The sequence below is a fragment of the Desulfobaculum sp. SPO524 genome (assembly GCF_044987625.1).
Lineage (GTDB): Bacteria > Desulfobacterota > Desulfovibrionia > Desulfovibrionales > Desulfovibrionaceae > Desulfobaculum.
In genome coordinates this window covers 368,413-391,433 of record NZ_JBJDSB010000003.1, presented here as the reverse complement: position 1 = coordinate 391,433, position 23,021 = coordinate 368,413, and the positions used below count along the sequence as shown (strand labels likewise).

At 59.1% G+C, this 23,021-nt stretch carries 19 protein-coding genes; 6 read left to right on the top strand and 13 right to left on the bottom strand.

The genetic code is table 11. The features are described 5' to 3' along the window. Positions 1–240: 240 nt before the first annotated feature. Entirely contained in the window at positions 241–1,101 is an 861-nt protein-coding gene (locus tag ACI3L3_RS13075) for a hypothetical protein (RefSeq protein ID WP_404845574.1), read from the bottom strand. Between the two features lie 407 nt (positions 1,102–1,508). On the opposite strand from ACI3L3_RS13075, the gene ACI3L3_RS13070 reads away from it, so the two are divergent. Then, a complete protein-coding gene (locus ACI3L3_RS13070; protein WP_404845573.1) occupies positions 1,509–1,874 on the top strand; it encodes a carboxymuconolactone decarboxylase family protein in 366 nt (121 codons plus the stop codon). A gap of 144 nt (positions 1,875–2,018) precedes the next feature. Here the strand turns inward: ACI3L3_RS13070 and ACI3L3_RS13065 are convergent, their stop codons facing one another. The 8 genes from ACI3L3_RS13065 to ACI3L3_RS13030 all read right to left on the bottom strand — a co-directional run bounded on the left by ACI3L3_RS13065 (position 2,019) and on the right by ACI3L3_RS13030 (position 11,485). After that, complete coding sequence (locus ACI3L3_RS13065; protein ID WP_404845572.1) at positions 2,019–2,567, bottom strand: hypothetical protein; 549 nt, start codon at positions 2,565–2,567, stop codon at positions 2,019–2,021. A 12-nt stretch (positions 2,568–2,579) separates the two neighbouring features. Continuing rightward, positions 2,580–3,011 carry a DUF1425 domain-containing protein gene (locus ACI3L3_RS13060; RefSeq protein WP_404845571.1) on the bottom strand — a complete coding sequence of 144 codons (432 nt, stop codon included), beginning with the start codon at positions 3,009–3,011 and terminating at the stop codon, positions 2,580–2,582. 15 nt (positions 3,012–3,026) lie between these two features. Further along, positions 3,027–4,955 carry an SH3 domain-containing protein gene (locus tag ACI3L3_RS13055; protein WP_404845570.1) on the bottom strand — a complete coding sequence of 643 codons (1,929 nt, stop codon included), beginning with the start codon at positions 4,953–4,955 and terminating at the stop codon, positions 3,027–3,029. A gap of 190 nt (positions 4,956–5,145) precedes the next feature. Continuing rightward, entirely contained in the window at positions 5,146–6,963 is a 1,818-nt protein-coding gene (locus ACI3L3_RS13050; protein WP_404845569.1) for a CsgG/HfaB family protein, read from the bottom strand. Between the two features lie 14 nt (positions 6,964–6,977). Then, a complete protein-coding gene (locus ACI3L3_RS13045; RefSeq protein ID WP_404845568.1) occupies positions 6,978–7,865 on the bottom strand; it encodes a hypothetical protein in 888 nt (295 codons plus the stop codon). 403 nt (positions 7,866–8,268) lie between these two features. Beyond that, a complete protein-coding gene (locus ACI3L3_RS13040) occupies positions 8,269–9,735 on the bottom strand; it encodes a S1C family serine protease (RefSeq protein ID WP_404845567.1) in 1,467 nt (488 codons plus the stop codon). 363 nt (positions 9,736–10,098) lie between these two features. Then, entirely contained in the window at positions 10,099–10,413 is a 315-nt protein-coding gene (locus tag ACI3L3_RS13035; RefSeq protein ID WP_404845566.1) for a hypothetical protein, read from the bottom strand. Between the two features lie 16 nt (positions 10,414–10,429). Beyond that, positions 10,430–11,485, bottom strand: coding sequence for a DUF6765 family protein (locus tag ACI3L3_RS13030; protein ID WP_404845565.1), 1,056 nt, complete (start codon positions 11,483–11,485; stop codon positions 10,430–10,432). A 175-nt stretch (positions 11,486–11,660) separates the two neighbouring features. Between ACI3L3_RS13030 and ACI3L3_RS13025 the strand changes: the two genes are divergently transcribed. Then, positions 11,661–12,599, top strand: a complete 939-nt coding sequence (locus ACI3L3_RS13025; RefSeq protein ID WP_404845564.1) for a GNAT family N-acetyltransferase — start codon at positions 11,661–11,663, stop codon at positions 12,597–12,599. A gap of 148 nt (positions 12,600–12,747) precedes the next feature. Here ACI3L3_RS13025 and ACI3L3_RS13020 read toward each other — a convergent pair whose 3' ends face one another. The 3 genes from ACI3L3_RS13020 to ACI3L3_RS13010 are packed head-to-tail and all read right to left on the bottom strand — an operon-like array spanning position 12,748 to position 18,299. Beyond that, a complete protein-coding gene (locus tag ACI3L3_RS13020) occupies positions 12,748–13,437 on the bottom strand; it encodes a DUF4956 domain-containing protein (RefSeq protein WP_404845563.1) in 690 nt (229 codons plus the stop codon). A 9-nt stretch (positions 13,438–13,446) separates the two neighbouring features. Next, positions 13,447–14,136: a polyphosphate polymerase domain-containing protein gene (locus tag ACI3L3_RS13015; RefSeq protein WP_404845562.1), complete on the bottom strand. Its 690-nt coding sequence runs from the start codon at positions 14,134–14,136 to the stop codon at positions 13,447–13,449. Next, positions 14,133–18,299, bottom strand: coding sequence for a right-handed parallel beta-helix repeat-containing protein (locus ACI3L3_RS13010; protein WP_404845561.1), 4,167 nt, complete (start codon positions 18,297–18,299; stop codon positions 14,133–14,135). Before ACI3L3_RS13010 ends, ACI3L3_RS13015 begins: the two co-directional genes overlap by 4 nt. Positions 18,300–18,817: 518 nt before the next feature. Between ACI3L3_RS13010 and ACI3L3_RS13005 the strand changes: the two genes are divergently transcribed. The 4 genes from ACI3L3_RS13005 to ACI3L3_RS12990 all read left to right on the top strand — a co-directional run bounded on the left by ACI3L3_RS13005 (position 18,818) and on the right by ACI3L3_RS12990 (position 22,663). Then, entirely contained in the window at positions 18,818–19,207 is a 390-nt protein-coding gene (locus ACI3L3_RS13005; protein WP_404845560.1) for a pancreas/duodenum homeobox protein 1, read from the top strand. Between the two features lie 637 nt (positions 19,208–19,844). Next, positions 19,845–20,288 carry a thioredoxin family protein gene (locus tag ACI3L3_RS13000; RefSeq protein WP_404845559.1) on the top strand — a complete coding sequence of 148 codons (444 nt, stop codon included), beginning with the start codon at positions 19,845–19,847 and terminating at the stop codon, positions 20,286–20,288. A gap of 94 nt (positions 20,289–20,382) precedes the next feature. Further along, positions 20,383–21,633, top strand: a complete 1,251-nt coding sequence (locus ACI3L3_RS12995) for a MalY/PatB family protein (protein WP_404845558.1) — start codon at positions 20,383–20,385, stop codon at positions 21,631–21,633. Between the two features lie 124 nt (positions 21,634–21,757). Next, positions 21,758–22,663, top strand: a complete 906-nt coding sequence (locus tag ACI3L3_RS12990; RefSeq protein ID WP_404845557.1) for a GGDEF domain-containing protein — start codon at positions 21,758–21,760, stop codon at positions 22,661–22,663. A gap of 88 nt (positions 22,664–22,751) precedes the next feature. Here the strand turns inward: ACI3L3_RS12990 and ACI3L3_RS12985 are convergent, their stop codons facing one another. Further along, positions 22,752–23,000, bottom strand: a complete 249-nt coding sequence (locus ACI3L3_RS12985; RefSeq protein WP_404845556.1) for a hypothetical protein — start codon at positions 22,998–23,000, stop codon at positions 22,752–22,754. Between the last annotated feature and the right edge of the window lie 21 nt (positions 23,001–23,021).

The window sequence follows — 23,021 nt, the reverse complement described above, 5'->3', positions numbered from 1 at the left end:
GCAGGGACCAAACTCGCGGGACGGCCCTGCAGAGAGCGAGACCTCTGCCACTCGTCCTGCACCCTCGCCTGTATCCATGCGGCGCGGGCGATTTCTTACAGGCCCTGAACCGAAATGCCACGCCCCCTAGACCACACGCGCCCCTTAGGAATTGGAGCGAAAGGCCTTTTCATTAGCAGTACGAGGCGAACCTCATCGACTGTGGCCCGTGCGTGAGAAGACCGCATAACACTCATCCCCCTACCCGCGACATCCACGGGACAACAGCTCATAACTTTCCTCGAGTACTCGGCTCACGCTACAGAGGAGGTCAAGAACCTCCTCAAAAAACGCCCCCAAGTATGTATGGTATACATCATGATCATGAAATCTATACATAACAGCGACGATTGCCTTCTGCAAAAGGACAAAAATTTCTCGGGGCAAGCATACATTTGCCTCACCGCCAACAATTGCTCCATAATTATCATAAAAGCAGTCGAAACACTTCTTGGCATACTCCTTCTTCACTCCGAGAACGAATTCATAATCCACATTATGAAACCCTCCAACTACCATGAGAAAGGAATTCGAAAGAAAACAAAACTCATCCTTCGTCATGCATACAGTGCACATATTCTGCTTATCAACGCCTACTTCCTGTAGGCGCATACCTGAGCAATCACCACCTTCCCAATTCGCTATTGAACACAACTCCTGATCCTCACCAACAGCATTATCCACGCATTGGCAGGTCAAGACGCGGCTCTCTTCGAGCATCAGGTTCACACCACAAAGCACATCGAGGAACGTGTAGAAATCGTGCTTGAGGCGCTTTTCGTAGGCCTCGAACTCCGGATAAATACGCATAAATGCCAAAAGAAGCCGCTGCACACGTTCCAGCGTGCGTCTCTCGCAATGGAGATCCACTCCGTCCCATGAAATAGCCTCAAAGGAGCACGGCAAAACGCTTTCTATATCTTCCCCATCCGCCTTCGACAGGCCAAGCCCTAAGTCCTCTTCCATATCGTTCAGAACGCGTAAAACCTCATCCTTGGCCCGCAGCAAAACTGTATATTCCAGCGGAGAGCACAGCACACAGCACATGACGCTCTCATCCACACACTCTCTTGCTCTCATTCTCATAGATAGCACCCTCTGTTTCACGTCCCTATACGGCAAGAAGCATTTTGGTCCTTGAACGTCCTCACAGCACCACTCTCCATGCCGCCCGAGATCACGTTTGCAAATAGCCTCTAGAATATTGTAAGAACTGTTGGCAAGGCGCAAGAATACGTTTCCGGAGCAGGTTTGACGAAATTTGAGACAATGCAGAAAGGTCTTCTTCTCTCAGCGACCTCCCTGCGGACGATGACTGACAGACGCGAGGCCACAGGCTGCGCTGTACCTTCCCTTGCACAGGGCAACACCGCGCTCCACAGCCCGACTCCAGCGCCTCGGCTTCAGATTCCTCACACCGCCATGACCACCGCGTCGCAGACGCCTCACACCACACAAAGGAGCTTTCCATGGACAAGAGCATTCTGGACTACGAAGAACATATCTGGGACCTGACCAATGAAAGCCGCGAACACATGGCGAGGCTCAACGAGGCGGTGTACTCAACAATCTCTCCCGAGGTCTACGACGATGGCGCCCTTGCGCGACGCGATAAAAGCCTGATGGCTCTGGCCATTGCCATCAGTCAGGGGTGCGGTCCATGCATTGTCTCCAAGGTCGACCAATCCCTCACGTCCGGCGCAAGCGTCCAGCAGATCGTGGAAACCTGCCAAGTCGCCATCTCAATGGGCGGCACCCTCGCCTGGTCCAACTGCCTCCCCGTCTTCGACTACCTCCGCGCCAAGGACCTGCTGGATACGCCAGAAGGCGCGTAGCGCGTACCCGGACATCGCCCCTCCCCACTCAACAGCACACACAACAACAGGCCGCCGGAACCATTCCGGCGGCCTGTTTTATCCGTTACGACGCGCACCTTACCCGGCACACAACAAGGTCCAACAGGACAGTACAGGCGACGGCTAAAAGAGCGAGCGCCCGGCCTTGACCATCTTGATATAGTCGCTCCACTGCCCCTGCAACTCGCCACTGGCGCTAAAGAGTTTCAGCACCATGTTGTAGGTGACGATTTCCTCGCCGGAGCTGTCCTTCTCGCGCGAGGAGTTTAATTCGGTTCGGACGATGTAGTCAAAGTTGAGCGCGCTTTGGTCCATAATCCGTACCACGCCGGAGTTCAGCAGCACTTCATTGATCTTGTCCGTGATGTCCTGATGACGCAGGCGCTCTTCATCCGTATTGTTCAGCACCTTACCGACGATGATTCGCGGGCGGCTATCGCCCCAGCTTCTGACCAGCCGGGACTCCAGCATTTTGTTGGTGATCTGATCCGCAAACTGGATAAAGTCCGTATGGTCCAGCGTCGCCTGATTGTGGACACGTGTTTTGTGATCAATAAGCTGCACCTTGCCGCGTCCATGCCCGCCAGACGGCGAACCACTTCCGGTCACACAACCGCACAGCGCAAAGCTTGCCAACAGTCCGCATACAACAAAAACCTTTCTCAACATCATACTCTCCCGCAACTACAGCATTCGTACATTGATAACAAAGCCCCACGCATCGGGATGCTTCCCGACAAACTTCACCGGCTGCAGCATATTGGGCGTCATGTCCTCCTGCTGCCATACGCTGTATGACTCCACGGGGAAGCCTTCCCTATCCAGCCACTGAACATTCCACTCAATGTGGTAATACGTATCCGCCAGATTCTGCAGTGTTACCGTTGCGCGCGTAAAATTCCCGACTTTGCCGAAGTGAACATTCGTCAGCGCCAGATTATCAAGCAGGGCCTTATCGCCGACAACGAGCTTCGCTCTTCCCTCAGCGTAAATGACGTGTTTTGTTTGAACATCCGTCGTCAGCGCCTGTCCCTTGCTGGACGTCCTCTGCACGCAGCCGCCAAAGGCCACGGCAGACAAGAGCATTCCTATGAGCAGTACCCGATAGAACCGCATAATTCCTCCCATGGGTTATATCCACATCTTGGACGAGTTGATGGCGTGAAGGTGCCCGTTGATGGACCGGACATACACAACCGCCGGGCCAGACGCGGGCAAGGTGGCCTTAATGCTGCCCATGGCCTTGCCCTTGGTACTTCGCGTCACGATCTTAATGGTCTTGGCGTTCTTCGGCAGTAGAAGGCGCTGCACATGGATGGTTGCGGGCAGGCACTCCCAATTCCGGGTATCCGGCACCGCCATATGTTCAATGCCTTCGGCCGCAATTTGCCCAAGGGCGCCAAAGCGGCTCCCTGCGGTTTGCAGTCCCACCACCTTCAAAAGCTCCAGCCCCAGCTCAACCATCCGACCGGGCAGGCTATCCTGCTCATAGCGCAGGCTCATGGCCTCAAAGTCCGCAAGCTGCTCCATGCGGTAGCGGGAGTTGCCATAGTAGACATCGGCCTTGTGCACCGTGGACGGCTCGGACACCAACACGGCCTGCCGCACAGGGGCGGGCAGCCCGCCAATGGGCAGATAGCTCGTCTTCACTTGCTTATACGGCGCAAAGCCCTCGCCAAGAATAACGTGGACCAACCGCTTATTGCCCGGAATCCCCTTGCGCATATCCGTTGAGGCCTTCTTCAAAATACCGCAATCCGGCGCGAGCTTTGCGGCCTTTTCATAGGCAATGCGAGCGTTCTCACGCTGGGCCTTATCGAGGTAGCCGTCCACCTCAAGCACAAGGGCGTTCATATAGTCAGCAAAGGGATTCACAAAAGCACTGGCAACCGACGCCGCGCGTTTCTCCTGCGACACATCACCAAGGAGCGCGGTTTTCTCCAAGTCCTTGCCAAAGAAGTCAAAGGACGGCTCGTCCGTCTTCTTGTCCTCCTTTGCTACTTCCTTACGCTTTTCTTCAAGCTTGGCCTGCTCCTCGGCCATGCGCTCTTCAAAGCGCTCGCGCTCCTTGTTCTGCAAATCGATAGCGCGCCGGGTGACGTTGTACGCGGCGCGGTCACCCTGCAGCAGATAGCTAAGGGCAAGCATATCGAGCATCATCACGCGCTCGTAGCCGGGGCTGGTGTAACGCTGGATCTCCTTGTTGCCGGTCGCAAAGGAGAACAGCCCGCCAAAGAACTTTTTGGCGCCGCTTTCGGCGTAGGACTCATCGCCCTGCGCCTTCAGAATCTGCTCCGCACCGCCAAACAACTCCGCCGCATCGTCAAGGTAGCCGGAATCCAGCGCGATGGAACCACGCTCCAGCGTTTCCAGATAGCCTATCTCGTCGGCAAACGCGTCAGGGGTCGCGGCGTCACGGCGCGCGGTGTAGTCCTCAAGGGCCAGCTTTTTCCACGCCAGAATGTTCTGCCTGTTCAGGAGCAGGTCCTTATACTGCCGCATGCCTTTGGCGTAGCCCATCAGACTCAGGCGCGAGCCCGGCAGTTCAACACCATCGCTTTTGTCCGCGCCGTTTTTCTGCGCCGTGGCATTCTGGGTTGTCTTGTGGTCAGGCGCGTCGGCTTCGTTGTTGAAAGGAATAAACTCCGCCGCCTTGTCACTTGCCTTGGGCAGCGTCGTCCGATCCGCAACGTCCACAAAGACGAGTGACGCGGACACGTAACCTTCCTTTCCCGGCATACTCACCTGATAATACGGGCCACTTCGCGACAGCACCGTAACAGCGGTGCCTGCCTTCACGCGCCCAAGGGAGCGCCCCTTGCGGCTGGGTGTTGCGCGCACGTACGTCGTCTTGCGCACCTTCCCTGCGTAGAATTCACAATCCTTCACATCCACAGCCATGAGCGAGGCAAACAGATACCCCGTTGCATTCTGCGCGGTACGGACACGATAATAGCTCTTTTCCGTGCCCAAAACGGCAATTTCCGTCTCCGGCGGAAGTACTGAAATGATTGAGCATTTGCCGGATGGCTCTTCGCGGAAGTTGCCGTTTTTGATCATTACGCCATCGGCCAGCACACCCTCTGCCCTCTCGCAGGGAGTGCAGACACGCTCGGCTGGCGCATCGGCTGGTTCTGTCGTCTTTTGCGTTGTTCCCTGTGAGGCGACACATCCCGTCATAGACACAACAAGGAGTGCGGCGCAGACCATTCCCATCAACTTACGACCCACATTCATTCAGACGCTCCTCCTACCAGCCGTACGACGGTTGCTGTTCTTCCTCAGCCCCGGCGGCTGCTCTCTTCTCGTGCTGTTTCGCTGCGGGGCGCAAAATGTCGCCCTTTTGCGGTGCCTCACCAGACACAACGGTGCCCAGCGCCTTAGCCGGATCAACCTGCTGAATGCGAATGGACGCGACATGGGATTCCATAACGCCAAGGCTGACGCCGGTGTCCGGGTCGATAAGTTCCTCGCCGGGGCGATACACCTCGAAGCGGTCGCCCTTGGCGATACGGCCATCGCTGCCGCGGTTGATGTACACGCCGCCGCCAGCCATCACGCCGATGACCTTCACGGGGTACAGGTCCATCATCACGCGGCGCGTTACCTCAGAGGTATACAGATCAAGGAACTCGCTGACGCCGCGCGCCTGCGAAAGGTCCGCCGAGAAGAAAATCTTCTCTCCTGCCACCTGCTTCCCGGTGTGCACATCCACAATGCGCACAAGGGATTCCACCGATGTACTTGCGTCGACTTCTACCTCGTTCACGTAGGGAATTGCCTCGGCGGTGGCGGTCACGTCCATGCTCCGAAGGTGCCCAAGCAGCAGGTAATCCGCACCGCCAAGCTGCTGCATGCGCGCTGTTGCGGCCTCACCTGTCAGCGTTGCCTGCAGGCCAATTTCCTTGCCGACCTGCTTGAGGTCCCTACGCTCAACAACAGAAAACCGTTTGGTGTTCTGCAACTTCACCATCAGGTCTTCCATCAGCTGATCGCCAAGCCCCTCGCGCAGGTCTGCCGACGTGGAATCAATCTCAAAGGCGCCAATGGCGATCTGCGTCAGGTGAGAAGGCGTGGCCCCCTTGCCCAGCTTTGCCCCAGCGTACGAGGCCGTCGCCTTAGCAGCTCCACCCTTTGCCGCGGCCTGCTGCACCTGCGAGGTCACAATGCGCCCGAGGTCGTCCTCGCGCATTTCTCCGGTAATCGGCTCCACCGTGCATATGGTGGACTGCACATTCGTCACCTTGGCCGCGCCAACAGGAGAATTCAGGGTGCCAAGAAGCACCCCGTTTTCCATAATTCCCTTGCCCGGACGCAGAATCTCGAACACATCACCGACGCGGACGCCGTCGTTCGCGCCACGGGTCAACGCAAAGCCGCCGCCTGCCGCAACGACCTTGGGCGGCACCAGTTCGTCAATGACCCGCGTGGATGCCATGCGGCAAAAGTCATCCTCAAACTGCCGCAAATCCTTGTCTGCCGATGCGTCAAAGTTCATCGGCCGCGAGCTTTCCAGCTCCACCACGCCGGCAAGCGAAGCGTCCTCCACCCGCACGAGCCGCAAAAGCAAGCGCGCAGAGTGGGTGCCTTTGGTCACGGACAGACCAAGCTCCTTCACCGTTGTTGTTTGCATCTCGGCTTTTTGCTCCTCCAGCGTACCGATGAGCATATAGTCTGCCCCGGCATCAACGCCGACCTGGCGCAAGCGCTCGTACACGGGATTTCGGCCGGGTTCGGCCTTTTCCAAAAACAGATTCACAAGGCCCCAGATATCGCCAATGCGCTCCTCCTTGCCCCGCTCCTGCAGAATGCGGTGAAGCACTGCGGACTCTACAACGCGGAACCGCTTGCTTCGGGCAAGGTCATTCATGATACGCTGACCAATGGCGTCGGGAAGGATGCGTCCGGCGGGCATATTGTTGGCACCGGGCACCCGCATGTCCGACTCAGTAATAACGGCAATCTTCGGCGGCTGCTCCGGTTCATCGTCAAAGAACCAGCCGGCATGCGCCGCGCTGGCCATCATGAGCACAAGGGCTGCGCCCAAAAAAACACTTCGCTTTCTCATTCTCTCCAGCCCTCCTAGTTCGTCCGAACGATGAAGCCCTTGGAGGCCATGGCGTCGCCCTGCATCTTTGCCACGCAGAACTTCGGCGTCACCTGCACCACGCTGGCCTTTCCGATCTCCATCTCCGCGCTACCGAGTTTTTCACCGGTGTACGGGTCCACAAGGTCATCCCCGGGCATGTAAATAACCAGCTTCTGCCCCTTGCTGATGCCGCCATCCGCTCCGGCATTAATCCAAATCATGCCCGCGTTCTCCTTCATGACCATCATGGGGAACAGCTTCGCGGTGAGCTTGCGGCTCAGTTCCACTGCCACATTCTTGACCATAGCCGTATACAGGGAGCTACTCGGCGTTTTGCTCTTGCTATTGGTCATCTGTTGCTTGGTGGAGATGGAATCCTTGAGGGAAAACGTGCCCTTCACCTCCGCCGTGGCGGTATCCACAACTTGTACGCTCAGCTCCAAAAGGCCATGGTCCGAGCGGCGGAACTTGTTGTCAATGTTGGGGATGGGGGTCACATTTCTGTACAGGCTGTAGCGCTGCACCGTGGGGATGAGCAAAAGCTGCGCGACCTTGAGCTTTCCCTCTGCAGCGCCTTTTCCATCGCTAAGGGAGCTTTTGGAGAATTGCTGCTCCTCGCGCACGTCTTGCATCAGCGCGGACTGGCGCGTCAGCACGGAAAACTTCTTCGTCCCCTGCAGCGCCTTTTCCAGTTCCGTCAGCATCAGTTCCGTATCAATTCGTGATGCGTTGATGTTTGTATTCACGGCCACCTTTTTGATGGCAATGCGGGGAAGATTCGGACCGGATGCTGACGCAACCGGAATCTGCGTCAACAATGATGCAAAAAAGACGGCTATGGCTATGGCGACAGCCCCTACCTCTCTCTTTCGAAGGGTCACGATGCTTACTCCTTGGTTTGCCTGTCACATTCTCATTTGACCCAAAACACGCTATTCTCCCTAAAAACGACCCTCAGTTACAAATGAGGACTTCCCCGCGTATCAAATTTCACTTTATTTATAAAGCAAAACCGCACAAATAGGTCGAATCGCAACATAGCACCATCAACCCTCTCTATCCATTTCTTACCCTCCACATTCTCGCTACCCGGCGGGTGCACAGCGCCGCAGTGCGCGCCGCCGATTTCACACTGTCAGCCGTGCATATTCACCCGCACACAACACCAGCCCCCGGACAGGCTGGCCTGTCCGGGGGCTGGATGATGACATATGTCTGCGCCTTGGACTGTTGCGCCGAGAGCGGCGCTATGGATTGGGTAGATGCTGGAAAATGGCGGAAAGGCTACCGGGTCTCGACCTCGACGTAGAAGATAGAACTGGAGTACTTCTTAAAGAGTTCCTTGCCTGTCATGGGGTGGGCGGGCACTTGGTCTGGGCGGGGGATGCCCAGTTGGTCCAGCATCAGGCCGATATAGTTGGACTTCACGGAGTAGGCGATGCCTTCGACATTCTCCCGCGTAATTTTGGCATTCACAACGCCAATCACACGCCCGCACGAATCGAAAAGCGGCCCGCCACTGTTGCCGCTGTTCACCATAGCGGACACCTGATACTGGGAAGCGGTTTCCTCATAGCCACGTGTGGAGCTGATGATGCCTTCCGTCATTTTGAGCTGCGTGCCGATGATACTCGCAATAGGATACCCAACCACAAACACATCTTCGCCCTGAGGGGCCATACCCGTCAGCTTCACAGGCAGCGGCTTGAGGTGTGAAGGTACGGCGTCAATCTTCAAAACAGCAAGGTCCAGCCCCTCGTCCACAAGCAGAACCCGCGCGCTGGTGAACGTTGTCGGCGTAGTATAGACCTGAATCTGCTTGGCGCCATCCACAACATGGGCGCAGGTCATGGCGTGCCCCTTGTCGTCCAAAAGCCAGCACGTTCCCGTGTACACGGTGACCTCTCCGGCGTCTTTGTCCGGATACATCTTCATCAGCGCCAGCCCATTCCTTCTGCCAAGGTTCAGGGCCAGCATCTCACTTTTGCCAACCCGCCACAGCACGCCTTGGGAATCCTTCTTGCGCCGGGAATAGGTGCTGGTACACGCCTCATCTTTTTCCAGCTTGTTGAACTGAATTTTCACATCTCCGGGCCGCCACTCCACCTCTTCCGAGGTGAGCACATACGCCTTGTAGGGGTAGCGAATGTCCTCTTTGTCGTGGACAAGGCCCATCACGTACCGGGACTGATCGTCCGTCCAGATGCCTTCAAAACGGTTCGCGGGGCGGCTATCAAGAAATTCCTTGAACCCTTCAATAGTGCGTGGATAGGACGCGGGCATTGTGGCGACCGTGCCCTTGTTCGGCATGCGTCGATAGGCGCTGAACGTCTTCTGGGGAATGTTGTTGAAGGCGACGTATTCCTCAAGGGCTTCAAGAAACTCCGTCCCCATATACCCGGGAGCCATGGAAAAATCCGGCCCGTAGGGGCGGCATGTAATGTCGAAAATAATGCCGTAATTTGAGGGATCAGCCTTGGACTGGACAAGAACGGGCTTGATGATGGAGACCGCCGCGCCCATGATCATGTCTCGCTGCTTCGTTTTGATGCCGTCGCCACGGCCCCAGGATTCAACGTCCAGAAAACGGTCTTCCGCAACGTCCCAGGCAATCTCAACGGCTTTGTCGTAGTCCACATCCAACACCTTGATGGCGCCGGTGTCAGCCCCTTGCACCACGCCGCCGCCTTGCCTGTGCGCCGTGCAAGACGTCAGCAGCACGGCCAAAAGAACGAGCACAAATTTCTTCATCTGCGGTGTCTTCCCTTCACGGATAAGTGCCAATTGGCGCACCCCGCCTCCTGCCATAGTGCAGAACGCGCATGCGCCCCATCCCGCAGTGGAGATGGAGTCTCAGTCATGATGTGTCTTCCGGCCCGCAACGCGCTGTAGCCATGCGCGTGCCAATCGAAAAACACTTATGGACTAGTTGGCAACTGAATTCGTGTCAATTTTCATAGACACCGCTATACACCATTTGCCGCCGTGCCTTCACTTGGCGGCAACGGTGGCGCCCATACCCTCCGCGGGGACGCCGCCGCCAAAGTGCTTCATCCGCTCCTCAAACAGCGACCGGCGGAGGGACTGCACAACGTTCCCCCACGTGCATTTGAATCAGTCACCACCCCATCTGTACCATGGGTCGTCGTGGCCGTTTCGCTCCAGATAGTCGTTGGACTCGTTCTGGCCCGCGCCGGGGCTGTTCCATGGCGCAACAGGGTCATCGCGATCCGGAAGCTGGTTCCACGGGGCAAGGGCGTCGTCCCGCTTTCCCGGCTGATTCCACGGCGCAAGGGGGGCGTCGTTACGGAACCGGCGCTCGTCGGGACGGTCCTGACCATACTGGCCGGGCTGCCGGGGCACAGAGCCGTATTCCTCCGCCAGCGCCGCGCCCGCGCCCACAAGGAAAAGCCCCACTCCGGCGCACAATGCCGCTGCCCACAGTCTACGCCACAACAAGGTCATACTTCGGCAACAGCTGGCGCAGCACGTAGGATCGGTGCAGAGCCGCGGCTTGGTAGAAGTGGAAGACGTCAAGATTAAGCACCTGACTGGAATCGCGCGTGTCGTCCATGAGCTTGATTCCCTCATTCCAAGGCTCCGGGTCGTACGCCGGAATGACAAAGCGGTCGCCGCCAAGCAGCGAGCCATCCGCCGCCTGCGTGGTCCATGCGTCGCACCGTGCCTCCTTCTCATCCGCAAGGCGCAACACCTCCTTCACGGCGTCCTCTATGTCGTCAAAGGGATGCACTGCCCCGGCGGCAAGCTCCGGATGCTCGTGCCCATAGCGCACAAAGATGCCATGCAGCGCCCGGCACGCCTCAAGGAAGGTCTTCTGATTGTCCCGCTCCTTCGGCCCCTTGCCGCGGTGCTCGTAATCGAACTCCCACCTCAGGTAGGGCTGGTCCGGATACGTTGCCACACCGCCATGCCCCAACGCGCCGGATAACTGCTCCGCAAAAAAGGCGGCGCATTGCGTCGTGTACTTCTCGCAGAAGGACTCCAAGGTACACTCCTTGCCACTGCCCCCGCCATGAAAGTCGATGCTGTCCTGCTCCACCTCATTGGCCGCGCAACTGATGCCGCAGAAGCCGTAGTGAGAATACGTGTCCGCAAAAACATGCGCCAGCACGCCAATAAGCGCCGAGGAAAACCGCCCGGCCCGCAGCCCCAGATGATGCGCCACCAGCTCCTGCACCACCGGACTGTTCATGCGGCACATCAGCCGCTCCTCGTAGGATGCCCCCTCCGCGCCGGGCAAAAAATGAAATGGCACCCACACCTGCCGCTGGTCGTCGGCGTTGATGTTTTCAATCTGCTTGCAGTGGTGCGCCGTCGCGCGAAGCTGAAGCATCGCGCCGTCGTCAAAGTCGCACGGGCGCTCCTCCGCATTGTCATCCACAAACTGCGCCGACATGGCGATTTTCCGCGCCGTTTCTTCATTCAGGCCTGCCGCGTAGGCCATGGCGTATGTGCCGTAGTAGTGCATGTCGAGCTGCATATGTCCTCCTTCTGCTCGGTGCCGCGCGATGTACGCAGAACGTATACCCACAGAATAGACCTGTCTATAGACACGTAAATACAACTGCTTGCGCAAAAATCAACATCCACCTTGACAGTGAGGGAGCGCCTTTCTTATGGTTGCGCATCGCAACTACTTTTATAGGGAAGATATCATGACATCACACCACACACGCCGTATCCGGCACACATCACGCAGTTTGGCCCGGGAGTGGAAGCTTGTCGCCGGCCGCGCGGACCAGATGGGGCTGACCGTACCCGAGGCGCACGCCCTCATCGAACTCTCCACCACCAGCCTGTCCGTTCAGGCCGTGGCCGACACACTGCTCATCGACAAATCCGGAGCCAGCCGCGCCCTTGCCTCGCTTGCCAAACAGGGGCTGGTGGAGTCCGCTCCGGACGCCCACGACAAACGCGCCAAGAACTTCACCATCTCGCCGGAGGGGCTGCGCCGCGTGGAGGCCGTCCACGCCGAGGCCGACGAGTTGGTCTCCGGCGCGCTGGAGCTTCTGGCCGAGCATGAGCAGGCCGCCGTCATGCGGGGCCTTGAAACCTACGCCAAAGCGCTGCGCTACCGCCGCCTACAGGAGGGGTTCGCCTTCCGCCCCATCACGGAAGCGGACGACGCCGTCGTTGCGGCCATCATCCGCAATGTCTCGGAAGAATACGGCCTGCGCGCCGAGGACGGCTACGCCGTAGGCGACCCCAGCGTGGACCGCATGACCAGCACCTACGCCGCCCCAGGCAGCCGCTACTGGGTGCTGGAGCGCGAGGGTCGCGTTGTGGGCTGTGGCGGCATTGCCCCCCTCGCCACCGACGAAGGCCACTACTGCGAGCTTCAAAAAATGTACTTCCTGCCCGAGTGCCGGGGCCGGGGGCTTGGACGCCGCCTAGTCCTGCTTGCCCTCTCCTCCGCGCGGGAATACGGCTACGACGCCTGCTACCTGGAAACCACCAGCCAGCTTGGCGAGGCCACCGCATTGTACGAAGCCCTTGGCTTTGAAAAGCTCGCCCGCCCCCTTGGCAGCACCGGGCACGATGTGTGCGAACTCCACTTCCTCTACCGCTTCAAAAGCCCACAGGACGAGGCCTAGCGCCGCGCCCCCACCCACACAACGTCAATCCGGGCCTACCACGCACACAGCGCGGCAGGCCCGGATTTTTCCTTCTGCCAACAGTTCCTTTTCTGTACGCACCGCACCTACGCGGGCCGCAAGACGCCCCGGCGCGGCGCCCGCTTCTCTACACGTACAGGTTCGTTTCCGGACTCAGCACGGAAATACTCTTGATGCCCTGCTCCTTTTCCATATCGGCCACCATGGCCTGAATGCTGCCCGCCCGGCGGCCCTTGGCCTCGAAGGTGTATTCGCAGGAGCCATTGCTGCAGTTGCTGAGTGACGACTTCAGGTCAAGGCGCAGATCCTTGTACTGGCTGAGGCGGCTATGCAGGGCCTCGAAACCGGGAGCATCTTTAGGCGTGGTGAATGTGACGATAAAGTTGCGGTTGGAGAGGCTAAACGCGCCAAAGCGCGTCATAATCGTCATCACCAGACCGATGACAATGGTGCTGGCCACAGCCACGGTGAAGTTTTCCGCGCCCACGGCAAGGCCTTCCGCAATGGCCCAAAACAAATACGCCATATCCGCCGTATTCTTGATGACCGCGCGGAAGCGAATGATGGACAACGCGCCGATAAGCCCCAGAGACAAGGTGATGTTGGAGCCGATAACGGACATAACCGTTGCCACCACCATCGTTACGGACACCAGCGTAAAGCCAAACTGATGTTCCACGCTAATGGAGCGCGAATTGTAGCGGTAGATAAAACACACGCACAGCCCTACCACCAGCGACACCGCAAGGCGCACCAGAATCTGGCTGAGGGTCACACCACCGGGCACAAGCACAAGATTCTGCAGTTGCTCAAACATAACCTCTCCTTAAAAGACAAAGGAACTGTTGACGGCAAGGTTCTGCACAGCGCTGCCATACTTGCTGATGGCGCGGCGTTGCAGGCGGTATTTCTCCACCACGCGTGTGGCGAAAAACGGCATGTACGAAGGCGCCTTGATTTCAAGCACCGCCACGTCATCCGGCAGGACCGGGCGGCGGGGTTCTGGCATTTCGTCCCCCGTGATGCGCGCGCAGCGCACGTTGCGGTCCAGGGTAATGCGCACGCGCGAGTCCGTGCGCGAAGTCAGAGCAACGCGCTCGTAATCAATGCGCAACACAGGCTTGAGGCCGGAATACCGGGCAAGGATGGCAACATTGTCGCTGAGGGTTTCGCCCGACAGGGTGCAGGTTTTGGTGGCAAAGACCATGTCCGGGGCAACACTGGCCTTGTCCTTGTACACCCTGTCCCCCACCTTTTGCTTAAACTCCAAAAAGTACGGCGAGTTCTCGCAGCGAGGGTAAAAGCGTACCCGCACTTTGGTCCGGCGCGTCTGCCCGCTCAGCTTCTGGTGGTAGGCCCGCATTTCCATGTCATCAAAATAGACGGACGCCACATGATAGGTGCAGTCGTCCTCCGCCGCATGCGGGTCCGGCACGCAAAACGGGAACACATCGTTCAGCAGGGACGCGGACTTCCAGCGCGCCACAAAATACTTGTACTCTATGCGTTCAATCATGGCGCGCCCTCCCCTGCTGCGGAGACGATCAAATCTCCAATGTGCGGCACATCGCCAACCGAGTCCGCGACAAAAACGTTCTTGGCATCCGTCAGTGTGGCAAACCGGTAGCCAAACTCCCCAAGGGTGCCCTCCGCATGGGCCAGAATGAATTTTTTCTTGCTCAGCTGTTTCTTGGGCATGCGGACCACCTGCGAGATGCTCTTACCCCGCGTGCGAAAGTCCGTCCCCACCGCGTAGACGGCGGACGGAAGCGCCCTGTCCTGCTCATAGTCCTGCACGCCAATGTCCATGGTATTGCCGGACAGCGCGCACTCCTTGAGCACCACCGTCCCGCCGCCGAAGATGGCTTTTTTCTGATAGGCCGTGACGCCGGTCTTGCACTGCTCTATGCGCGTTCCGCGTACAAGCACGCGGCTGAGGTCCTTGGCCGTAACGCCCTGCACGCTCCGCTGCATCACGCAGTCCACCACCCGCAACGTGGAGCGCTCCCCAGCGCTGACGCTCTTGTCTCCATGGTCCGTAAAGGTGCACCGCACCACATCCACGCGTGAGCCTGAGATGTCCACACCATCGTTGGCATTAGCCGTAAAGCGGCAGTCCTCAATGCGAGAGTCGCGCGTGACAAGGTCAAGGTCCACGGCGTCCGCGCCGTTTTCGGCAAAGGAGCAGTGCTCAATAACCGCGTGGCCGTACTTCACGTTCAGACTGTCATCACCGCCACCCTCGCTGGCGCTTTCAAAGGTGCAGTGCCGGAAGCTGGCATCCGCGTAGTGCACGGCAACCATGCCTGAAAAGTACGCGCCATTGGCGTACGCCTCGGTGCCGCCACGGAACACGCAATGGGCAAAGTCCGCGCGCGACGTCCGCAACACGGCAAACGATCCCCACGGCCGCCCCATAAACGCCCGGTCCACAACGATAGGCTTTTCCGGTGTGCCGAGAGCTTGAACGGGGCCGTAACACACAAGGGACGACTTGGGCGTCATCCGCACATCTGCGCCGGGGGCAATGCGCAGCGTCACCCCCTGTGGCACAACGATGGTCCCCTCAAGGGTATGTTGGCCTTCGGGAAGCACCACCGCACCATCCGCCCCGGCCATAAACTGCGGATACCGCGCCACAAAGGATTCCGCCGTACGGAAGATGTCCCGATAATGGGCAAAGGGCATGCGGTACCGCTCCCGCGCGCGCTGAATGCGCTGCGCCTCGGCCTGCGCATTCACCACAACGGCAAAATCGCGCACACGTTCACGCCGCTTGGCAGACGTAACGGCGCAGGGCACTGCCTCGCCCGTGGTGGAACTGCGCAAGGCAAGGCGGACGTCCGCGCGGCGCACGGGCGAATCCGCCTCAATGACAAACGCGCGCCTGCGCGGCGCAAGAACGCCGTAGCGTTCCAAAACGCGCATCAAGCGTCTGTAGCGGCGCGCATCCTTCCGTACGCCATCCTTGAGGACATAGAGGAAGGTCACCGGACGCGGATAATATGGGAATTTCTTCCGGGTGTAGCTGTCAGCCACAAAGTCGGCATCCTGCGGCGCAGTCACGGCGCGGAGCATGGCCTCGTACTGAAAGCGCCACATCACCACGCTGGCGAACTGCCTGTAGAAATCCGGCAGTAGCAACGTGTCAGGACGTGCATCTTGGCTATTCGCGCCGGTAAGGGCCGCCCCCGTCGCCGCGTCGCGCACGGTGAAGGGAACCTCCACCGCAAGGGCAATCTCGTCCACGCGGGCGGGGCTCATGGCGGCATCCTCGGCCAGCAACAGCGCATCCTGATAGTACAGGTTCACGCGCGAAAACTCGGGAAGCTCCAACTCCCCACGCGGCTCCACAACCAGCAGATAACGCCACGGTGGGCCGCCGGAGAGCCGTTGCCATGTGGCCCGGTAGGCATCGGTGCGCTGGGTGAAGCGCCTGAGGCACTCGACACGGTCCGCAAAGCGGTTCCGTTGGGTCGCATAGGTTGACGCGAGCTTGCCTTGCTTTTGGAACATGCGACCATGGTAGCCGTACGTTACGGACGCCTTATGGGCACGTTCCGTCTGCTGGTACAGCGTATCCAGCGTGGCAAGAGAACGCTGCACAAAGGCTTCCGACGACACGCGCTCCCAAATCCGGCGCATCTTGACGGCGTAATTTTCGGGCCGCAGACAGACAAAATCCATAAATGGGTTGTGGCGGATGAACATGCGGGAATGGGCAATATTCTGGATGCGCACATCATAGGGAAGCATCTCGAACCGCCCACACGCCGTGTTCCAGAACAGCACGTCATTATGCATCCAGTCGATGTGACAACTGGACAGGATGTTGGAGAGCACGTCGAGGTCAATGATGTTGTCCGGCTCGAAATACTGCGAGAAGGCGCCGTAGTCATCCGCCTCCAGCATCTGGCTGAACGCGCCCACAATATGCTCCGTGGGATAGCGCTTGCGGAAGGATTTGGAGGGCTTAATATCCACGGACACAACCTCTTCCAGCGGAAACGGCTCGCCCACGTAGGTCAGCTCCGCTTTCGGGTCTTTGCTCAGGCTTGCCGTCAGGTCCGAAACACTGCCATCGGGCTTGCCCGCCAGCTCCAGACTTTTGCTGGACCTGTCAATACGCCACATCAACCCCTGCGGCCTGCCGTTGATGATGAGGTAAACAAAATCATTTTGCAAAGGAGTCAGCCCCATGCCCTGCGCAACGCGCTGCGCCCATGCCTCTCCAATGAAGGAGCGGCACACGGGACGGATAAGGTCCACCCGGTGGCGCTTGGCGAAGTTGATGCGCCACGACTTGGTACGTGCAAAATGGTGCCCCACGCCAAACCCGCGCGTCTTCATACGGATGTCCACAGGCGCGGAGCCATCAACGGACAGCTTTGCCGACTGCATATTCCGGTAGCCGGGGAGCATCTTGTACGGGGCGTCACCACGCCATTCGAGGATGTTTTCGGGCCGCCACAGCTCTGGCAGGTCCACGGTGATGGCGTAGACGGGAATACCAAGGGCTGCGGCTTCCTCCTGCATGGTGCGCATCTCCTCGGCGGTGTACACCTCGTCCATCAACAGGGGGCGCTCCGTAACCGCGCCGTCCTCCTGCATCTGGAGGCCCTCGCGCTCAAGCAGCAAAGGAAGCGTGTCGTCCGTCACCGGATACAGCGCCATATTGTCAAAAAAATTGGCGTACACGTACTGATGCTTAAAGGCGCGCGTATTGGGCATCCCCACGCTCACCGTCCCGCCGGGACTGGTAAAGACCAGCCCGCTCCGTACCCAATCGTTCTGGGCAATGGCGAGGCTCACCTTGCGGTGGGCAATGCGGCGCTCGTCTTCGCCGCGCACTTCAATATACGGCCCGGTTGTCCCCAGCAGATTCTTGGTATCGAAGACCAGCAGATAACGCTGTCCCGGTGTGGTTTGCACTTTTTGAAAGCACCGCGCCGTCAAAATATGGGCGTTGTAGCATCGCTCTCCATCCGATGGCTTAAAGATGAAGCGCTTAATGAGCGGATCCTCCGGTGAGGCCATCGCGTCCAGAGTAATAATGCTGGTATCCATGACCTTGCTGGCAACCTCACGCCACACCGGTCCCATGTACCGCTTCAGGCCCGTCAACACCGCGCGAAGCGGCTCCTCGCCGCGTTCGGACCAAATCTCTATGCTACACGTGGCGCTTTTGATGCCGGTGAAGGTGAAATCAATCTCCGGATGCTCCACCAAAAACGTTTCAATCACCTGCGTCAGGCTCTCAACGCGCAGTTCACGGTCTTCATGGAGCGTCCCATTCGTCACATGGGTTATAAACAGATGATCATGGGCGTAGGTATTTTCGTTGGCCCAATAGTCCCCCGCCCCATACAGGACATAGGAAACCATGACATCACGGTCGTCCTTGGTTTGAATTTTAAACCGGCAGGTCAGCTTGGCGAGGTTCCCGTCCATCTGGTCAAGACGGTAGCCGAATGTGATGGGACGGTCGTAGAAGCGTGGGCGCAAACGGAACGTAATGGGGCGAGAAGTAACGCCAACCGAGTCATCGGGATGGAACCGCGCAAATTTCGGCGACACCCCGCGCTGAAGGGTCCACCCTTCCAGGCCCTGCTCAAAGGAGCCATTACGCAGTATATTCTGCGGCAGCTCTTGGCGGCATCCACAAAGTGCCAGAACCATACAGAATACAGCACAGAATACACCAGCCATATGCAAAACGGACAACCTCACCACGCCCCCTGTCCTTCATATGGTTTCCGACTCCCCTCAACCTCAACACCGCTCAAAGGCCAGCATGACAAAAACGCTACACGTTACAGCCATGTATCATGAGAGTTACACGGCGATGACACCCCACCAACACTAAACATGAACTTGGAGAATATGTCCAGAAAATCAGCAGACATCGCACCAACTTCCCTCCCCCCGACGCAAAGCGGGTCAAGCGCGCCGCGGCGCAGCCCCTGTGGGGAGGCGCATTTTGCCTATGGCCTCCATTCGGGGGCACCTCGGGCGTCACCACGCGGCTCCGGCTGAGCCGCACGCCACTGCCCGCACCCTTCCCACGCACCCTTCCCACGCACACTTGCCGCCATGCGGCATCCGTGGTAGCGGGGGCTAGCTTTTCAACACGACTGCCGCGCGGCGCCTCGTCTCCGGCAGTCCCAGTATCGTTCAACCACTTTGGTGCAAAGGCTATGCAGACCGAATACACGACAGTTTTTAACGAAGAACGGCTGAGGGCCATCTTTCCGCCCGAAAAGACCGATGCGTTTTTCGAGGCGCTCTTCGGCGACAGCAGTGAAGGCGCCTACGACATCCGCCTGCATTTCTGCGGCGAGCACAACGGCATCTTTGACTTTGAATTCCAGCTAGCACAGCGCCCGGGCCGGTGCCTTGCCTGCAATCTGACCTACGGCCTGCCGCAGGTTTTCTCCCGCCACCCTGTTATCAACGCAGCGCAGGTGGCGCAGGACATTGCTGAGGCCGCAGGCCACAGCCCCGAAACCGCAGAGTGGACCATCGGCTCCACCCGCGAGATTTCGCCCGGCCTTCACGCCGTACCGCTGACCATCACACTCAGCTAAACGCCTTTTCCGGTGCTCCACAGCGCGGCGCGCACCGCGCTGTGGACATGCCGCCCACATTCATATCTGCCACAACGAAGAGCGGGGTTGCGACATAAGTCGCAACCCCGCTCTTGTATTGCCGTACCGACCGCCTCGGTACGGCACCGCCAAAGCGCTACTGACACCACCATGGTGCCGGATTATCGTTCTGTCGTGGCGCGCGGCCTTGCACAACATGCCCCGGCCGGCTCCACACTCGCCACAGTGCGCTTTTTTGCACCCTGCCACGTCCTTGTGCATGCTTTTTTTGCCGCATGCGCATCGTGTATATATCGCCCGGAAGACGTGGCGTCCGTCGGCGGGGCGACATGCAGTGAAAAAACATTCACATGCACTTTCTACGCGACAGAAAAACACTACAACTGCAAAAACATCTTGGCAACGAATTTACCAAATTTTTCACCAGTCATATTTTCCACCCACAAAGAATGTGCGCCTGCAACAACGGTAATCCCAGCACCTTGGTCGGACTACTACAGACAAAACGGCGCGCCACTACGTTAAAAACCGGGTGCTCACTCGGTTTTTTGGCAAAAGACCGACGCTTGCCAGCCGCATAGCCAATGCCTATCTCCATAGAAAAGGAGTGCATGCCATGAGCACCACCAACGCCACCGTGACCATACCATGCCCCGCCTGCATGACCCGCAACAATGCGGACCCTCAGCGCCTTGGTCGCGCTCCCGTGTGCGGCAAGTGCGGCGCCCCTCTCATTCCGGCACGTCCCGTCGCCCTGCGCTGGGAGAGCTTTCCCCGCTACGCCCTGCGCAACTCCCTACCCGTTCTTGTCAACTTCCGCGCGCCGTGGTGCCCGCACAGCCGCCGCATGGTTCCTGAATTCGACCGCGTGGCAACGCTACTCGCGCCCTACATGCTCACCGCCGCTGTGGACACACAGGCCGAGGAAGGCCTTGCCGCGCACTACCGCATCGACTCCATCCCCACCACGGTGCTTTTCCGCGGCGGCAGGGAGCTGAGCAGAATTGCCGGCGCAGTGGACGCCGAGGAGCTGGCCACCTGGGCCGCGCGGCTGGCCTGAACCCTTGCGCCATACGGGCAAGGTGTCTATCATCGCGGCGTTACGCCGCACACAGTGCTTGCGCGGCATCACCTCCACGCGACGAGACACCACAATGAACACGCGCTACGACTTCGACACGCCCATCGACCGCAAAGGCACTGGCTCCGTCAAATGGCAGCTTGTCCCCTCCGGGGAAAACCTCGACACCATGCGCGTCTGCGACGACTGCTTCGGAGACGACGCCCTTCTGCCCCTGTGGGTGGCGGACATGGACTTCCGCGCGCCGCAGGCCATTACCGACGCCCTGATGCAGCGTGTCAGCCACGGCGTGTTCGGCTACACCCTCGCCACGCAGGACTACCTGAAAAGCGTCTGCCGCTGGATGCAGCGCCGCCACGGCTGGGCCGCCCGGCCGGAGACCATCGTCCCCACACCCGGCATTGTCCCCGCCCTCCACTGGCTGGTGCAGACCTTTACCACCCCCGGCGAGGGCGTCATCGTCCAGCCGCCGGTCTATTATCCTTTCTTCAGCGCTACGGAGACCACAGGGCGACGGATTGTACGCAATCCCCTGCGTGAAGAGGATGGCCACTACCGCATGGACTTTGACGGCCTGAAACAGCTCGCCGCCCAGCCGGACGTCACCTGCGCCATCCTCTGCAACCCGCACAACCCCGTTGGTCGCGCGTGGACGGCCGAGGAGCTGTGCACCTTTGGCGAAATTTGCCACGACAACGGCGTCACCGTCATCTCGGATGAAATTCACTGCGACCTGACGCTGTTTGGCACCCGCCACACCTCCTACGCCACCATGCCCCAGCACCTGCTGGCCGACGCGGTCATCTGCACGGCCCCGAGCAAAACCTTCAACCTTGCGGGTCTGCAAACCTCCAACATTTTTGTGCCGGACGCCGATCGCCGCAAAGCCTTCCGCACCACCCTCGCCGCCAACGGCATGCACGACCCCAACCCCCTTGGCATGGTGGCCTGTCAGGCGGCCTACGACCACTGCGAAGACTGGCTGGACCAGTTGCTGGAGTACATCGAAGGCAGCATGCTCTTCGTGCGCGACTTCCTCGCCCAGAATATCCCCGCCGCGCGCATGCGCCTGCCCGAGGCCACGTATCTGGCGTGGATGGATTTCCGCAGTCTCGGCCTGGACGACCTTGCGCTCAAGCGGTTGATGCTTGAGGATGCACGGGTCTTTTTGGACGACGGATACATCTTTGGCAAAGAGGGTTCTGGCTTTGAACGGATGAACCTTGCCAGCCCCCGCAGCATGATACAGAACGCTCTTACCCGCATCGCGGCCAGTGTCACCACGGTGCAAAACGCGTCCGCAACTCCGGAAAAACTTGCATAGAATGGTATTCTGTGTTTGTTAAAGCCACGTTACGCGCCACACCTTCTCCGGAGCATCCATGACGCATCCATGCCAGCCCATCACTGAAATACCAGAGGGATTTCAGCACCTTACTACAACCGACATGTTTCGTTTTCTCCAAGAGCTGCCTCTTGGCGTCTGCATCATGGACATGTCGGCCAATATTCTCTGGGCCAACTCGTCCTACGAGCGGATAACCGGCTACGCATGGACCAAAATCGCCGACGCTGGCGAACGAACCAAACGCCTCTACCCGGACCAAGCCACGCGCCGAAACCTGCACGAAAAGTGGCTTACCGACATCTCCACCCCCGGACACGTGGTGCGTGAACTGCGCGCCCGGGTTGCCGATGGCAGTGTGAAGAATCTGGAATTTCGACTGAACACCCTGCCGGACGAGCATATCCTTATGACCGTCGTGGACGTGACGGAAAAGCGCCAGCAGGTGGAGTCCCTCTCCCACATGGCGCATACGGACTCCCTCACCGGCATCCACAACCGCCGCTTCTTTCTCTCCCGCGCCTCGGCCGAGGTAGACCGCGCCATCCGCTTCCACCGCCCCCTTGCCGTGCTGATGCTGGACGTGGACCACTTCAAACGCGTCAACGACACCTACGGCCACCTTGCCGGGGACGAAATTCTGCGCTCCATTGCCCGCTCCTGTGAAGAAAACCTGCGCGAGCACGACATCTTCGGGCGCATTGGCGGCGAGGAATTCGCGGCCGTTCTTGTTGAGGCCGACCTGGAGATGGCGCTCCACTCTGCTGAGCGCGTGCGGGCGACGCTGGAGTATATTTCCGTCTCGCACAACGGCCAACGCGTGGGGGCCACTGCAAGCATTGGTGTTGCCACCATCACATCCGTGCACGACTCCCTGCCCGACCTTCTTGCGCGGGCGGACAAAGCGCTCTACGCCGCCAAAGCCGCCGGGCGCAACTGTATCCGCCCCTACATTGAGGAAATGGGCCCGGCCAAGGCCGCCCCCCTCATCCAGCACCCCAGAGCCTAGCCTCTCCTTCCCTACCCACCCACAAGGCGCAAAAAAACGGAGCATCTTCCTCAAGATACTCCGCATACGTTTTGTCTTGTGCTGTCGCTTACACGCGCCCGGTCCACACCGTCCCGGACCCGACCTCGGGCACGGAAACATCCGGCGTTGGCAACCCGCCCGGCGTCGGGAGCGGACGTATGGTGCGCTGCATATCCAGCCCGTGAATAAAGTGCGCAACACCGCTGACTATGGCGTCCTCGCGGTTCCACATCTTGCTCATACGCACCCAGTCGCGCAGCAGACCGTAGGCGATATCGTGCTGCACACGGGCTATGTCATTAATGACGAGACTCATAAGCTCACGCTACTCCAACGC